The organism is Asticcacaulis sp. P2_B1 (genome assembly GCF_056404915.1).
The window spans coordinates 40,578-55,884 of record NZ_JBFUDD010000019.1 but is presented as its reverse complement, the minus strand read 5'-3'; the positions used below and the strand labels follow the sequence as shown (position 1 = coordinate 55,884).

Genomic DNA, 15,307 nt, shown 5'->3' with positions numbered 1-15,307 from the left:
TGCCTGCCCCTGTAACCAGTACTGGGAGACAAGATGAAGATACCCCGTCACAAGAGACATCCGCGCCTGGCGTCCGCGTCATGGCTAGCCATCGCGGCCCTGACCGCCGCCACCACCGGCACCGCCTTCGCGCAGGACGCCGCAACAACTTCAACCGCAACAACCGCGACCTCAGCCTCCGACACCGCCGCGAGCGATGACAGCGCCCAGCAGGTCGTCGTCGTCGGCGTGCGCCGCTCGTTGAAAACCGCCCAGCAGGTCAAGCGCGACGCCGATACGGTCGTCGATTCGATCACCGCCACCGACATCGGCGCCTTCCCGGACAAGTCGGTCGCCGAAGCCCTGCAACGCGTCGCCGGCATCACGGTGTCGCGTTTCGCCGCCACCGGCGACACCGCCCACTTCTCGGCCGAGCCGTCCGGCGTCCTGGTCCGCGGGCTGCAGCAGGTGCGCTCCGAGTTCAACGGCCGCGACACCTTTACCGCCAATTCGTCGCGCGGCCTGTCGTGGGGCGACGTCTCACCCGAACTGATGGCCGGGGTCGACAGCTACAAGAACCAGACGGCCGACATGATCGAAGGCGGCATTGCCGGCTCGATCAATCTGCGCACCCGCGTGCCCTTCGATTCCAAGGGCCGGCTGATCGCCCTTTCGGTCGACGCCTCCTATGGCGACGTCTCCAACAAGACGACGCCGGACATGTCCGCCCTCTATTCCAACCGCTGGGACACGGCGATCGGCGAATTCGGCCTGATGGCCAACCTCGCCTATTCGCACGTCGTCACCGAGACGAACGGCATCCAGCTGGGCCGCATGGGCACGTTCTGTAACGACATTTCGGCCACCGATCCGTCGGTTTGCAACGGCTCGCAATTCGGCACCGACGGCTGGGCCTATATCCCCTCCAGCACGACGCTTTCGAGCAATTCTTACGACCGCCAGCGCAGCGGCGTGGCCCTGGCCGCCCAGTGGCAGAACCACGACCACACCATGCTGGCGACGCTGCAATATAACGACACGCGCTACAACAACCAGTTCCGCGAACGCACGGTGCAGCTCTCGGCCTTCAGCGAGTACGGCAAGTCGGTCTACGATCCCAATTCGAGCAGCGAGACGGTCGAGGCCGCCGACGGCACCGAGCTGACCTTCGGCAGCAACGGCTTGCTCAGCAGCGGCACCATGGTGTCGCCGATCGGCTGGTGGGGCGCGGACAACACCGCCTCCGCCCAGATCGCCACCAATTCGAGCGGCACGCAGCTGGTCAATGCCTGCTATAGCTGGAACGGCTGCGATCCGGCGCAAAAGGGCGCGGGATTGAGCACGACGACGCGTTATTCCAAGAACGAGGAGTTCACGCGCGACCTGTCCTTCAACTTCAAATGGGACGTCAACAGCCACCTCAAGACCAATTTCGACGTGCAATATGTCCAGTCGCAGGTGAAGAACTACGACATTTCGGTCAGCCTGGCCTCCTACGCCAATTTCGGCCTCGACCTGAGCGGCAAGTACCCGGTCGTCACCTTGTCCGACCCGACCAATGTCAACCTGTCGGACGGCGGTTACACCAATGCCAACAACTACTCCTATTATGACGTCATGGATCATATGGAGGACGACGACGGCCATCAGCTCAGCACGCGGTTCGACGCCGAATACAGCTTCGACGAGGGCGGCTGGCTGAGCAGCCTGAAGGTCGGCGCGCGCTATGCCGACCGCGAACAGACCGTGCGCTGGTCGACCTATAATTGGGCCAATGTCGCCAATTCGTGGACCAGCAGCTATACCAGCAACGGCTGCACCGGCACCCAGAGCGAATATTACAATATCGACAGCGCGGCCAATGGCTGCTTCGCCGGCTATACCCCCGGCCTGTACGAAACCAATTCGCTCGGCAACAGCTTCTTCGGCGGCGCGTCGGGCGTCACCAACCAGAACCAGTTCGTCTTCATGAAGATGAGCCTGCTCGAGGACCAGCAGGCCCTGGCCTCGGCGCTCGGCAAAAGTTCACTGGGCGTCGGCTCGTGGACGCCTTTGTGCGAACGCAGCGACGATGTCGACGGCTGCTTCCGCCAGGCGGAAATCCTCGGCGTCAGCGAAAAGACGCTCTCCGGCTATGCCATGCTGAAGTTCGGCGGTCCCGACAAGACGATCTTCAACGGCATCACCGTGACCGGCAATGCCGGCCTGCGCTGGGTGCAGACGGTGGACGAAAGCTCCGGCGGCATCTCCTATCCGACCTCGACCTGGTATGAGAGCTACAGCACCCAGTCGTGCAGCGATCCGCTGGTTTCGCCCGCGGTCACCAATATCAGCTGCTGGCTGGGCAGTGACGTGACGTCGTTCAGCGACGGCACCCAGGTCCTCAGCGATACGCACAAGACCCACATCAACTTCCTGCCCAGCTTCAACGTCAAGTTCGGCCTGAACGATCAGTGGATCCTGCGCCTGGCGGCCTCGCGCGCCATGTCGCGGCCCGACATCGGCCTGCTGAAGAACTATGTCAACATCACCGCGCCGGCGATCGACGTGTCGAATACCTCCGACTATGTCACCTACGACTCATCGGGCAATGTTAACGGCTATAACTTCCAGTATACGGCTTCGGCCGGCAATCCGTACCTCCGGCCGATTACCGCCGATCAGTTCGACCTGTCGCTGGAAAACTACTTCGCCTCGGTCGGATCGTTCAGCTTCGACCTGTTCTACAAGCAGTTCCACGACTATATCCAGTCCGGCGTTTATTACCGCAGCTTCACCAATAATGGCGTGACGCAGTCGGTCAAGGTCACCGGCCCGGTCAACATGGAAGGGGCCGCGATCAAGGGCTTCGAAGTCGCTTACCAGCGCTATTTCGACTTCCTGCCGGCGCCGTTCGACGGTTTGGGCATCCAGGCCAACTATACCCATGTCGTCAATAACGGCATCACCAATACCGGCCTGACCACGACCTCCGGCGACGGCAGTTCGGGCACCAGCGGCAACGGCCAGGCCGATTCCATCGACCCGCACGCCCTGGAAGGCCTGTCCAAAGACTCCTACAACCTGATCACCATGTATGAAAAGGGTCCGTGGGCGGCGCGTCTGGCCTATGGCTGGCGCTCGACCTACCTGGTCACGGCGATCGACTGCTGCGTCGGCCTGCCGATCTGGCAAAAGGGATCGGGTCAGATAGACGGTTCGCTGCGCTACCGCGTCAACGACCATGTCGAGCTCAACCTGTCGGGCAGCAATCTCACGGGCGCCAATACCGTCCTGCTGCAACAGGTGGCGGGCGACACGACCTCGACCCCGGGCGCGGCGGCAGTCTATATGCCCTACGCCTGGTACAAGAACGATCGTCGCATTCAACTGGGCGTTCGCTTCAAGTATTAATACGTGAAAACATTATGCTTTAATAACGGCACAATGTAACAATCTTGAAGTTCAATAAATATCTACCGAGGCTTGACTGTACTATGACCTATGACAAAATAGCCTATGTAGATTAATCTTCTCCCGAAGTTTGTCCTACACCTGAGTGAAGACGCCGCGCCCGAGAAACGCGGCGTCTTTTTTTTGCCGTGAGGGAAATGACGGGGCGGCGAAAGAAGGGCTTTGGAAGAAGTTATTGAACTGAATCCGCACGACGAATATGATGGTTTGTCTTAAGAGGTGCGTATGACCATCAATTTTGAACTTCGCGGCCACTCCGAAGAGTTTGTCCAGGTGCAGCTTACCAGCGGCCGGTACAATGATGCGACAGACGTTGTGAACACAGCGCTCCGCCTTATGGAAGAGCGCGACCGGATGTTGGCCCTTCACAAGGATGCCTTGGCGCAAAAGATCGAGGCGGGCTACCGGTCGTTGCAAGAGGGCCGGCATTGCGACGGCGAAGAGTTTTTCGCGACCCTCGATGCCGAGCTTGACGAAATCGACCGACAAACCAAGTGAGCCGCTTTCGGCTGTCGCTGGAAGCACAGCAAGACCTCAGAGAGATCCAAGCCTTCATGGTTGATGCCGGTGGCACACGCCTGGCCCGCTACATTTGTGGCGAGATCATGGACGCGATCCGCTTTCTCGCCGCCAACCCAGGGGCTGGACATTCCCGCACGGACCTCACACCGGCCCCGGTGAAATTCTGGCCCGTCTTCTCCTATTTAGTCGTTTATGATCCCGCCCTTGTGCCTCTGGGTGTGGCTCGCATCGTCCATTCCGCGCAGGACCTGGAGGCGATGTTCGAAGCCAAACCACCCAAGGCCTGATGGGCTTAAAGCGCGCCCCTAAAACGACGCCGCTTGTTTCAGGAACTGTTCGACCACCGACTTCATCTGATCGGCCTGGTCGGCGAGGGAGCGTGACGCTTCGTTGACGGCGCCGGAGACGTCGCCGGCTTCGCGGGCAGCGGTGTTCAGCACCTCGATCGTCGAGGAGGCTTCGCTGGCGCCATGCAGGGCCGAGGCCAGGCTGACGGTGATTTCCTGGGTCGCCTGGACCTGTTGACGCACCGATTCCGAAGTGTTCTCGGCGATGGTCTGCATTTGCAGGATAACGGTGGCGATGGCGCCGATTTCCTGGGTCGTGCGCTCGGCCGCCTGACGGACTTCGCCGATGCGCGAGCGGATGTCGTTGGTCGCCGTCGCCGTCTGGTCGGCCAGGCTCTTGACCTCGTGGGCGACGACCGCGAATCCCTTGCCGGCGTCGCCGGCGCGCGCCGCTTCGATGGTGGCGTTGAGCGCCAGCAGGTTGGTCTGTTTGGCGACCGACGAAATCAAGTCGACGATCTCGTTGATGCGGCCGACGGCCGTGGTCAACTGGCTGACCGCCGTCTGGGTGGTTTCGGCGCGTTCGGTGGCGTCGCGCGCCACATTGGCCGAGGCCGAGGCCTGACGGTCGACTTCGGAGATGGTGGCGCCCAGCTCTTCGGAAGCGGCGGCGACCGTGCTCATCGAATCGCGGACGCTGAAGATCGAATTGACGGCGCTACTGGCGCGGTCGGTATTTTCCGCCGAGGTGGTGGTGAGGATCGAGGCCGATTGCTCCAGGTGGCTGGAGGCTTTTTCGACGCCGCGGATCAGGCCGGCGAAGTCGCGGTTGAAGCCGTTGATCAGCTGCTCCATGTGCGAGGCGCGTTCGATGCGGGCGCGGCCGGCCTCCTCCTGCTCGTGCGACAAGGCGCGACTTTGTTCGGTGACCTCCTTGAAGACGCCGAGCGCGGCGACGACCTGGCCCAGTTCGTCATTGCGCTGCAGGCTGCCGGTGGTGACGGTCATGTCGCCTTCGGCCAGGCGGCGGGTAGTCTGGGCGATCGCCTGGACGGCGCGTGAGGTGGTGCGGCCGATGACCAGGCCGAAACCGCCGGCGCACAGGGCGGCCAGGACGGACAGGCCGACGACGATCATCATCTGGGTCTTGGCCGAGGCGACGCTTTCGGCGGCCAGGGCCTTGGCCTTGGCGTTGGAAGCCTGGATGATCTGTTCGGCGATGGCGTCCGTCTTTTCTTCGGACGCCTTGTATGGCTCGAGGAAGGACTTGGCGGCGGCCAGGTCGATGCCCAGCATGGAGGTGACGACGTCGACCGAATCCTTTTGCGTGCCGATTTCGGTGACAAGGGTCGTGAAGGCCGTCTTGTCTTCGCCCGTGGCCGAGGCGGCGCGCTGCTTGACCTCTTCCTGCAAGGCTTTCAGTTTTTCGGACACCTTGGTGGCGTCTTCGGTGGCGGTGACATCACCCGAGGCCAGGGCGGCGTAGAGGTCGCGGGCGTCGCCGCGCAGTTCAGCGCGGACGTGGCCCAAAAAGACGGCGTTTTGCAGGGCGCCGGCGACGACCGTATTCATGCGCCGGGTTTGGGTCTGCAGGGCCAGCGAAGCGGTGACCGCCAGGATAACGATCAGAACGACGGAGACCACCGCGGGGACAAGGAACTTCCAGATGAAGGGCCAGTCGGAAGGCTTGAAGAGATGGACCTTTGGGGTGCCTTGGGGGGAGCCGGCGTTGGCCATGATACGCGTCCTGAAACTGGGGGTATGCTGAAATAGTTAATAGGCATGAAGGTTCAAGAAAACCTTAACGTGTATAGGGTTCGGCGTTCCGCGCGGACACGGAACGCCGTTGCCGTTTTAAGTTACCAGCGCTTGGACAGGCTGAGGAAGACCGTGGTCGGCACCTTCAAGGCGGCGGTCTGGACCTGGCGGCTGTTGCCGAGGTTCTGGCCGCTGAGCGAGACCGTCATGTCGTGGCCCATGTCGTAGCTGACATTGGCGGCGATGGCGGTATAGGCCTGGATATGGGTGACGACATAGGTGTTCGGCGCGAAGGTGGTGAAATCGCTGGTATAGTGGACGAAGGCGTCGACGGTCCACTTACCGCCCTGCCAGCCAAGATTGGCATTGGCGCGGGCCTTGGGTGTCAGGTCGGCGAAATTCGCCCGGCGTTCGACGATGTCGTGACCGGCGAAGGCCTTGTCGCTGACGTTTGTCGCCGTATAGTCGGCGCTCCAGCGGAAGCCGGCGCCGAACTTGCCCGAGGCCGAGACTTCGAAACCGCTCATCTTCGAGTCGGCGACATTTTCCCAGCCCAGGGCCGGGAAGGTCGTGGCGGTCGGATACTGGAAAAATTCGACCGAGGAAGCCTGGCCCTTGATATTGCTGCTGGTCTGGCTAAAGACGCGGAAACCGATCTTGGCCTTGGTGAAGCTGTGATCGTAGGACAGTTCGGTATTCTTGACGACGCTGGGCTCCAGACCCGGATTACCCATGACCGCCAGGGAGAAGCCCGGCGCCACCGGCACTTCCAGCTGGATGCCGCCTAGTTCGATCAGGGTCGGGACCTGGACGCCCTTGGCCGTCATCAGGCGCATGGTGTCATTGTCGCTCAAGCGCCAGACGGCGCCGGCATTATAGCTGAGTTCATTGATGTCGCGATCCCACAGCCCGTTGTCGGCCAACGGGAAACCCGCCGGGAAGACACCGGTCCGCTTCAGCGACATGTGGTCGGAGCGGATGGCGACGTCGGTGCTGAAGTTGTCGCTGATCTGCCAGGCCCACATGGCGGAAGGCGCCAGCACCGTATAGCTGACCTCGGCGCCGCCGATGGGCGCCGTCGGCATCTCGTTCTTGCGGGCTTCGACGCCGAGGCGGAAGGTATGCTTGCCGGCCTTGAACAGGTCCTGCAGGCTATAGACCGTGACGGTATTGTTGAAGGTGAGCGGACCGCCGACATTCGAGGTGCTGCGCATCGTGTTGCGATAGGCCGAGGCCTGGATCAGGCCGATATGGGTTTCCGAGGTCAGGTCGAGCTTGAAGGAGGTGGTGAGATATTTGGTCGCCGCGGCATCGCAATTCGACACCATTTCATTGACCTGGCTGTTCGACACCGAGCTTTGCAGGCGCAGTTCAGTCTTGTCCGTCAGCGAGGCGACGGCATCCAGGTCAACCGTGGCCCGCGATACATCCGGCCGGTATTCGGTAGCGGTCATGCCCGCCGTATTGTCCCATTCGTCGTTCTTGGCGGCGCCGGCGGACAGGCGGGCGGCGATCCTGGGCGACAGGTGGAAGGTCTGGACCAGGGAGACTTCCGAACCGTTGCGCGAATAGGCCGCGACCTGGCCACCGGAGACATTGTCGTATTTCGGGTTGTAGGTGATGATGTTGACCACGCCCGACACGGCGTTGAAACCGAACAGGGCGGCATTGGGGCCCTTGACGACCTCGATCTGGCGGATTTCCGACAGCTGGACCGGGATGGTCGACCAGGCGGTGTAGCCGTAGTGGTCAAGGTAGACCTGACGGCCGTTGACCAGGACCAGGAGGCGCGGCGACATCGGTTGGTCATAGCCGCGGACGCCGACGTCCGAGCTCATGCTGGACCAGTTGAGGACGTCTATGCCCGGGACGCGGCTGAGCAGGGTCGGCAAATCATGGGCGCCGGAACGCTTGATGTCATCGGCGGAGATGATGGTCATGTCGACCGGCACTTCGGTGCTGCGCTGGGGCGAACCGGTAGCGGACAGGGTGATGGGCTCGCCGAACAGCTGCTCCATGGAACCGTAATCGACGGATTGCGCATGGGCCGCCGCAGCGGCGATGAGCGGGAGGGCGGCCACGGCCGCGATAAGGGATTTACGCATAATACTCATACTTTCCTGAAAGGCTTTCTGCCTGAATTTCGGGGTCGCGCAATTGACCGAAGAAGAGGAGCGCCGTTTCGGCGTCCCGCTTTTCGGATTACGCTAGATTTCCTTGATCATCATCTTGAAGGCGGCTTTGAAACTGGCGCCGATCGCGGCCGCGGAGGCGGAGTTGACGACGATTTCGACCTTCGGGCTGGCGGCGACACCCATGACGCAGGCGCCGGAATTGACGCAGGCCATGTCGGCGCTGATGCTGAGGGTCTTCTTGCTCTTGGCGACCGCCCCGACGGCGGCGTAGTTGACCCCGTGGGTGAGATAAAAGGCGGCGACACCGCTGGTGCCGGCGACGGAGCCGCTGTCGACGGCCTTGCCGACGATGGTGACGCTGCCGACGACCATGCCGGCGCCGAGCGCGGCCATGACCTGGTCTTTTTCGGCAACCGAGGCGGATTTAGACGGGTCGAAGACGACGGCGAAAACGACCTTTCCGGTCGGGCCATTATCGAGGAATGTCAGGGTGCGTCCTGCGACCTGGACCTCTCGCGCGCCATCGGCGTGAGCTTGCAGGGGGAGCAGAAGAAGCGATCCGATGATGGCCATTTTGGCCGCGGAACGCAGAATACGGGTACTCATTTTAAGCCTCACTATACGGTACGCCACAAACATTTAGTAATCACGGTGGTTAACCCTATTTATGCCCCATTTATTACTGATGTATTGACGCATAGAGATGTTCGCAAAACAGGATTTTATGTCGCAAGGCCGTCATGGCCTCGCGCGCGCCTATTATATATACAGACATATATTTTAAGGGTTTGCGGCGGCCATACCATGGTCATACCGGCGTTTTCTCCGCTGATGCTCTTTTGGTTGCGCTTTCGCCGAATAACAAAAATATTACATAAAAACAATGCGATGATAGTATGACCGGCGCACATCTTCAGCAATACTTGAATTTCAACGTGCGTTCAGGGTATTATTTCTGCACTGAACTGTTCACCGCCCCTGCCCGTTCGCAATAATCGTGATATAATTGATACAGCTGCAATCCTTTGCATATGGGAATCTGGCTGACACACCGCGGTGACACCGAGCAAGGTTCGCCGTCGCGCGACCACCCAAGATTGTTTCAGAGTCGTGACAATTGATTCATCGACATTTACCTATTGCGGGCAATACTCGGCGATGCGCCCGCTGTTCGTGCGCCCGATCGACCGTTCGCCTTCGTGCCGATGGCGGATTGGAAGACAGAGTTACATGTGGCGTAGAAAATAGTAACATGACTAAGCAGGTGGAGAGAGCACGGGCACCGCATATTTTGCTTGTAGAAGATAATAGTGGTGACGTTCTGTTGTTTCGCCGCGCGCTTACCCGCTACAATCCCGGCATCCGGTTAACCTCCGATCAAACCGCGGAAAACGCCCTCACCAGGCTATGGCGGGACGTGGCCAATGAGTCTGTGGTCCTGCCGGATTTGATCGTAACGGATCTAAACCTGCCGGGCGTTCACGGCATCGAATTTCTGCGTATCGTCAAGAGCGACGCCCGTTTAAGACGCATCCCGTGTATCGTACTGACAAGTTCGTCCGCCAGTTCCGACATCGAATCGGCCTATGACGCTCACGCCAACGGTTTTCTGACCAAACCGCACTCGCCCGACGCCTATTTACACATGGTCGCCGAGTTGTCGTCCTATTGGTTCGCCTTCATGCATACACCTCCCGCCTCCGGAAGCGATCTTGTCGCCACAGTGCGAAGGCTTAACCCCAGCGAGAATGAAATCGGATAATGGTAGCGTACGCCGCCTGAACTATTCGCCGCCCGCGAACATCCTGCCCACGAGACACCCTGATGAGCTCTCAATCCGCACGCATTCTCGTCGTCGAGGACGAGGCCGACATTCGCGACCTGCTCGAGATCGTCCTCACGGCGAAAGGGTATGACGTCGCCACGGCGGAAAACGGCCGTGACGGACTGGCCCAGCTCGGCCGATTCGCGCCGAACCTGGTCCTGCTCGATCTCGCCATGCCGGAACTGGACGGCATGGGTTTTCTGAAGGGCAAAAGCCAACTCCCCGACAGGCGCGATGTACCGGTGATCGTCCTGTCGGCCCGCGACAAAAACGGCGATGTCATGCGCGCTATGGAAATGGGCGCCGACAATTACATAACAAAGCCTTTCGATACCGAGCTCGTCCTGAGCAGTATTGAAAGATTGCTGGCCGCGACCCGCGACGCGACCGGCAGGTGAGTTCGCAAGTGCCGCAAAGCCGCGCCACGTCGCCTGCCAGCCACGAAGACGGTTTCGACCGGCTGCGGCGAAATCCGCTCGCCACCTACAGCCTTAAGGTCATCGGGCTGGCCATCCTGTACATAGTCACCGGCAAGCTTGGCCTGCTGCTGTCCGTGCCGCCGGGTTTTGCCACCGTGATTTGGCCGCCGTCGGGTCTGGCGCTCGGGATATGCCTGATTCATGGCCGGCGCTTCTGGCCGGGCATCTGGCTGGGTTCGTTTCTGCTGAACGCCTATGTCGCCGGCGGGCTGGATGTTTCGGCCGGGATAGTGTGGGGAAAACTCGCCGTCGCGGGGGCTATTGCTGCCGGGTCGACGATCCAGATCCTTATTGCCTGCGCCCTGGCGCGGCGTTTTGTCGGCATGCCGCTGAAGCTGGTATCGGTCATCCAGATATTCCGGCTGTTCATCCTCGTTGGCCCGGTCGCCTGCGTCACGGCGGCCAGCATCGGCGTTCTCAGCCTGCGCACCGCAGGGCTGATGACACCGGCGGAAACTATAAACAATTGGCTGTCGTGGTGGGGCGGGGATGTCTTCGGCGTTATCGTTTTCCTGCCCCTGGCCCTGATCGCCCCCGGCAACCCCAATCCTGTGCGCCTTAACGGCAATGCCGTCGGCCGGGTGTCCGCCCTGGCGCTGTTTCTTCTCCTGATACCGCTGGGACTGACCTTTTATGCCTGGAAGATCGTGTCTATCGGCGAATTCAAGGCCAAGGAGGATGCCTTTACCGCCCTCAGCCAGGAGAGCGAGAAGGCCCTGGGCCGCCGTATGGACTCCTACAACAACGCGCTGGTCGGCGCCTCGGCCTTCTGGAAGGGGAAACAAAAGGTCAGCCACAAGGACTGGGAAACCTATGTCGCGGCCTTGAATATCAAGGCCAACTATCCCGGCATGAATGGTATCGGCGTGATCGAACCGGCGACCAACAGCCAGCTGCCCGCCATACGGTCCCGGCTGGCTTCCGAGGGTATTCAGGACTTTAAAGTTCATCCGGTCCTCGCCGGCAACGACCATTTCGTCATTACCTATCTCGAGCCGATAGAGGTCAACCGCGCCGCATTGGGGCTGGATCTCGCCTTCGAACCCAACCGGTTGTCGGCAGCGTTGCAAGCGCGGGATTCCGGCCGGACCACGCTGACGAAAAAGATCTACCTTGTTCAGGACAGGGAGCAGACACCAGGCTTCATGCTCATCTACCCGCTGTTCAAATCCGACCAGGTACCCGCGACCGTCGAGGGCCGGCGCGCGGATTTGCAGGGATGGATTTATTCGCCCTTCATTGCCAAGAACCTGCTCACCGACCTGACGCGCAGCCAGGGCAGTCAGATCGACATCGAGATATTCGACCAGGACAGCGAAACGCCCGCGAACCTGATCTATCGTAGCGGCGACGCTTCGTCGGTTGGAGCCTTCAGCACGCGCCGGCATTTTCAAGTCGGCCAGAGGACGTGGCTGGTGGTTTGGCGCAGCACGAAATCCTTCGACAATGCCGGGCGATCGGTGACGCCGACGCTTATTTTAAGCGCCGGCCTGCTGTTCACGGCCATGCTGGCAGTGCTGTTTTTCGGCGTCAGCCTGAAAGACGCGGATATAGGCGACGGTCGCGGGACCCGGGAACGCTTTATCATTCCGGTCACCGTGTTTGCCGTCCTGATGCTCGGCTCGATTTTTGCCTACCGGACCTTGTCAGTGCAGGAGGATCGCTATGCCGACGGCCTGATGGAACGCGACGCGTCGCGGATCCAGGAGCTGATCGGGTCGCGGGTGGAGGCGGATATCAAATCCCTGGAACGCGCCGCGGCCCGGTGGAGCGCCGCCTCAAGGATACCCACTGAAGTCTCGCGCGCCGATGCCGACAATCTGGTTGGGGATGTCAAGGGTCTTGACGCCCTGGCGCGGTTCGACGGCCAGCGGAAGGCCGAATGGTTCGAGCCGGAAACGGCAGGCGCCGGCCGCATGCCCGGTGAGCTTGCCGACAGGATGCCGGCCCAGGGCGTCTTCAACCTGGCCGTCGGGCGCGGTTTGCCGACAGCCTCGCCCTTGCAAAGCCAGCTGAACGGACCGCCGCAATTCACGGTTTTGGTGCCGCTCAGCGCCCAATCCCAGCCCCTCGGCTATCTGGCCGCCTTCTTCAACGCGCGAACATTTTCCGAAGGCAGCCTCACCGAGGACGTCCAGAGCCATTACCAGATCAGCGTCGAACACTCAGGGCGAGATATCGCTCTGGCCGGCGCCGACGATGTGCCCCTGGCCGGAAAAAAGATCGTCCGGACGGTGAAGGTCGCCAATCAGGTATGGACGCTGCAGATCCGCCCGACAGAACCCTTCCTCGCCACCCAGAGATCGCCTTTCCCGATCATCGCCCTGGTCGCCGGCCTGATTATCGCCGTCCTCTGCGCCCTGACGGTGCAGGCCCTGCTCGTCCTCAACCGGAAATCCCGCGAATTGACCCAGTCGGGCCGCCGGTTGTTCGAGGCCAGCACCTTGAACGCCGCCGTCCTGGCCAGCACCAAATATATCGTCGTCACCACCGACCCCGTGGGGCAGGTCACCTCGTTCAATCTCGAAGCGGAAAAAGCCCTGGGCTATGCCGCCGCCGAGGTCGTCGGGCGCGAAACGCCGCTGCTTTGGCATGATGCGCAGGAGATCCGAGCTCAGACCGAAAAATTGCGCGCCGAACTGGGCGTGGCGATCGAGCCCGGCTTCGAAGCGTTTACGGCCCGCATCGGTCAACAGAGCGAAGACACCAATGAGTGGACCTTCATCCGGCGGGACGGCTCGCGGTTCCCGGTCAGCCTGACGGTGACGGCGTTGCGGGGCGAGGACGGTCACATCGTCGGCTATCTCGGGGTCGCCGAAGATATCACTGAACGCCGGGCCCAGCAGCAGGCCCTGGTCACCAGCGAGGAAACCTTCCGCCTGGCCATGGAGAATGCGCCCATCGGCCAGGCCCTGGTCGGCCTGGACGGGCGGTGGTTGCGCGTCAACAGCGCCGTTTGCGAGCTCCTGGGCTATTCGGCGGAAGCCCTGCTGGCAACCGACTTCCAGACGATTACCCATCCCGACGACATCGAAATCGGCAGTACGCTGGTGCGAACGGCTTTATCGGGCGAAAACACCCGCTATGACCTGGAAAAGCGCTATATTCACAAGGACGGGCACATCATCTGGGGACTGCTCAGCATATCGCTGGTGCGCAAGGCGGACGGCACGCCGGATTATTTTATCGCCCAGATCCAGGACATCACGGAACGCCGGGAGATGGAGCGCATGAAGAGCGAGTTCATATCCACCGTCAGCCACGAATTGCGGACGCCCCTGACGTCGATCCGCGGGTCGCTCGATTTTGTCGCCACCACCCTGTCCGAAAACCTGCCGGATGCCGGGCGGCGTCTTGTCGACATGGCGCGGCGCAATTGCGACCGGCTGGTTCTCCTGGTCAACGACATCCTCGATATCGACAAGATCACTTCGGGCACGATGCGTTTCGATCTGCGGCACGAACCGGTGACACAACTGGTCGAGCAGTCCGTCGCCCTGAACCAGGCTTTCGCCGAAAAATTAAGCGTCGGCCTGATCACCGCGCCGCTGGCGGAAAAACTGCATATCCGCGTCGACAGCGCCCGATTCCAGCAGGCGATGACGAACCTGATTTCGAACGCCGCGAAATTTTCGCCGCCCGGCGGAACGGTTTATGTGGCGGCCGCGCTTGATGGCGACCCCGATGATGCCCGCGTGAAAATCTCCGTCCGTGACGAAGGCCCCGGCGTTCCGGCCAATTTCCGCGGACGTATTTTCGGACGCTTCGCTCAGGCGGATTCATCCAGCACGCGCGCCAAAGGCGGTTCTGGCCTCGGCCTGCACATTACCAAGGATATCGTCGAGCGCATGGGCGGAACGATCGGCTACGAGTCTGCGGAAGGCGCCGGTGCGACCTTCTGGATGTCTTTCCCGGCGGCGGAAGAGACGGTCTAGAGCGTGCTGCGTGGTCCCGGCCGCAGCATATAGCCGGCGCCATAGACGGTTTGGATCAATTCCTTGTCGCCGGTGCAGGACGGGTCGACATAATGAAGCTTTTGCCGCAACCGCGACACCAGGGTATCGAGGCCGCGGGGTGTACTGAAACCGTGGACTTCACCCATGGCGATCAGTATTTGCTCACGTTTCAGCGGCCGGTCGGGCTGATCGAGGAAAACCTTCAGCAGGCCGAACTCGGCGGGCGACAGGGCCAGCGACTTACCCTCGGGGCTTGAGAGCTTGCGCGTCTGCTTGTCCAGAACCCAGCCGAAAAAGGTCCAGACATCCGGCGCCGGCCGCGCGCTCTTTTTCACGCGCCGCAGGACGGCCCGGATCCGGGAGATCAGCTCGTCGGCGTTAAAGGGCTTGGCGATATAGTCTTCGGCGCCGAGATCGAGCCCTGTGATTTTGTCGACATCTTCACCCTTGGCGCTCAGCATGATGATCGGCGGCCCGTCGCCGGACGAAATTCGCCGGCATACCGAGTATCCGTCCTCAACAGGCATCATGGTATCCAGGACGATCAGGTCGACCGGCGTGTCGGCTAAAACAGCATCCATGGCGGCGGCACCGTCGGCCAGGACCACGGAAAAACCCGCGTGGCTCAGCACAACCTCAAGCAACTCGCAAATATCGGGCGTGTCATCGACGACGAGTATTTTAGGAGCTAAAATCTTTGGTTTCACGGCACACTATCTTGAAATGAAATAACAGATTCTAATTTCACAACCACAATCGATTGCTGCCGGTGCGTCGCACATAGTTTGTCCTTACGCTTATTCGCGCGCGGGGACCACAATGAAATGATTCGCTGTGGGCTTGACACGAGCTTGGCCTGACAAGGCGCCGTAACGGGTTATTCAGCCGCTGAGTTGCCCGCTATTAGCGTTAT

10 protein-coding genes are annotated in these 15,307 nt (G+C 61.0%); 6 read left to right on the top strand and 4 right to left on the bottom strand.

All coding sequences use genetic code 11. The annotated features are described in order from the left end of the window. Positions 1–33 precede the first annotated feature (33 nt). The 3 genes from AC1DX3_RS23295 to AC1DX3_RS23285 all read left to right on the top strand — a co-directional run bounded on the left by AC1DX3_RS23295 (position 34) and on the right by AC1DX3_RS23285 (position 4,241). Positions 34–3,372 (top strand): TonB-dependent receptor, encoded by a 3,339-nt coding sequence (locus AC1DX3_RS23295; protein WP_476991751.1) that lies wholly within the window; start codon positions 34–36, stop codon positions 3,370–3,372. Between the two features lie 285 nt (positions 3,373–3,657). Next, entirely contained in the window at positions 3,658–3,930 is a 273-nt protein-coding gene (locus AC1DX3_RS23290; RefSeq protein WP_476991750.1) for a type II toxin-antitoxin system ParD family antitoxin, read from the top strand. Continuing rightward, positions 3,927–4,241, top strand: coding sequence for a type II toxin-antitoxin system RelE/ParE family toxin (locus AC1DX3_RS23285; protein ID WP_476991749.1), 315 nt, complete (start codon positions 3,927–3,929; stop codon positions 4,239–4,241). The genes AC1DX3_RS23290 and AC1DX3_RS23285 overlap by 4 nt, the downstream gene beginning before the upstream one ends. Positions 4,242–4,259: 18 nt before the next feature. Here AC1DX3_RS23285 and AC1DX3_RS23280 read toward each other — a convergent pair whose 3' ends face one another. The 3 genes from AC1DX3_RS23280 to AC1DX3_RS23270 all read right to left on the bottom strand — a co-directional run bounded on the left by AC1DX3_RS23280 (position 4,260) and on the right by AC1DX3_RS23270 (position 8,740). Next, positions 4,260–5,978, bottom strand: coding sequence for a methyl-accepting chemotaxis protein (locus AC1DX3_RS23280; protein ID WP_476991748.1), 1,719 nt, complete (start codon positions 5,976–5,978; stop codon positions 4,260–4,262). Between the two features lie 122 nt (positions 5,979–6,100). Continuing rightward, positions 6,101–8,104 carry a TonB-dependent receptor plug domain-containing protein gene (locus AC1DX3_RS23275; protein ID WP_476991747.1) on the bottom strand — a complete coding sequence of 668 codons (2,004 nt, stop codon included), beginning with the start codon at positions 8,102–8,104 and terminating at the stop codon, positions 6,101–6,103. A 102-nt stretch (positions 8,105–8,206) separates the two neighbouring features. Then, positions 8,207–8,740, bottom strand: coding sequence for a hypothetical protein (locus AC1DX3_RS23270; protein WP_476991746.1), 534 nt, complete (start codon positions 8,738–8,740; stop codon positions 8,207–8,209). 646 nt (positions 8,741–9,386) lie between these two features. Here AC1DX3_RS23270 and AC1DX3_RS23265 point away from each other — a divergent pair. The 3 genes from AC1DX3_RS23265 to AC1DX3_RS23255 all read left to right on the top strand — a co-directional run bounded on the left by AC1DX3_RS23265 (position 9,387) and on the right by AC1DX3_RS23255 (position 14,373). Further along, entirely contained in the window at positions 9,387–9,896 is a 510-nt protein-coding gene (locus tag AC1DX3_RS23265) for a response regulator (protein ID WP_476991745.1), read from the top strand. 62 nt (positions 9,897–9,958) lie between these two features. Continuing rightward, positions 9,959–10,357, top strand: a complete 399-nt coding sequence (locus tag AC1DX3_RS23260; RefSeq protein ID WP_476991744.1) for a response regulator transcription factor — start codon at positions 9,959–9,961, stop codon at positions 10,355–10,357. After that, a complete protein-coding gene (locus AC1DX3_RS23255) occupies positions 10,354–14,373 on the top strand; it encodes a CHASE domain-containing protein (protein ID WP_476991743.1) in 4,020 nt (1,339 codons plus the stop codon). Before AC1DX3_RS23260 ends, AC1DX3_RS23255 begins: the two co-directional genes overlap by 4 nt. On the opposite strand, the gene AC1DX3_RS23250 is transcribed toward AC1DX3_RS23255, so the two are convergent. Next, positions 14,370–15,101, bottom strand: a complete 732-nt coding sequence (locus AC1DX3_RS23250; RefSeq protein WP_476991742.1) for a response regulator — start codon at positions 15,099–15,101, stop codon at positions 14,370–14,372. The two genes, AC1DX3_RS23255 and AC1DX3_RS23250, sit on opposite strands and share 4 nt — an antisense overlap. Positions 15,102–15,307: the final 206 nt, after the last annotated feature.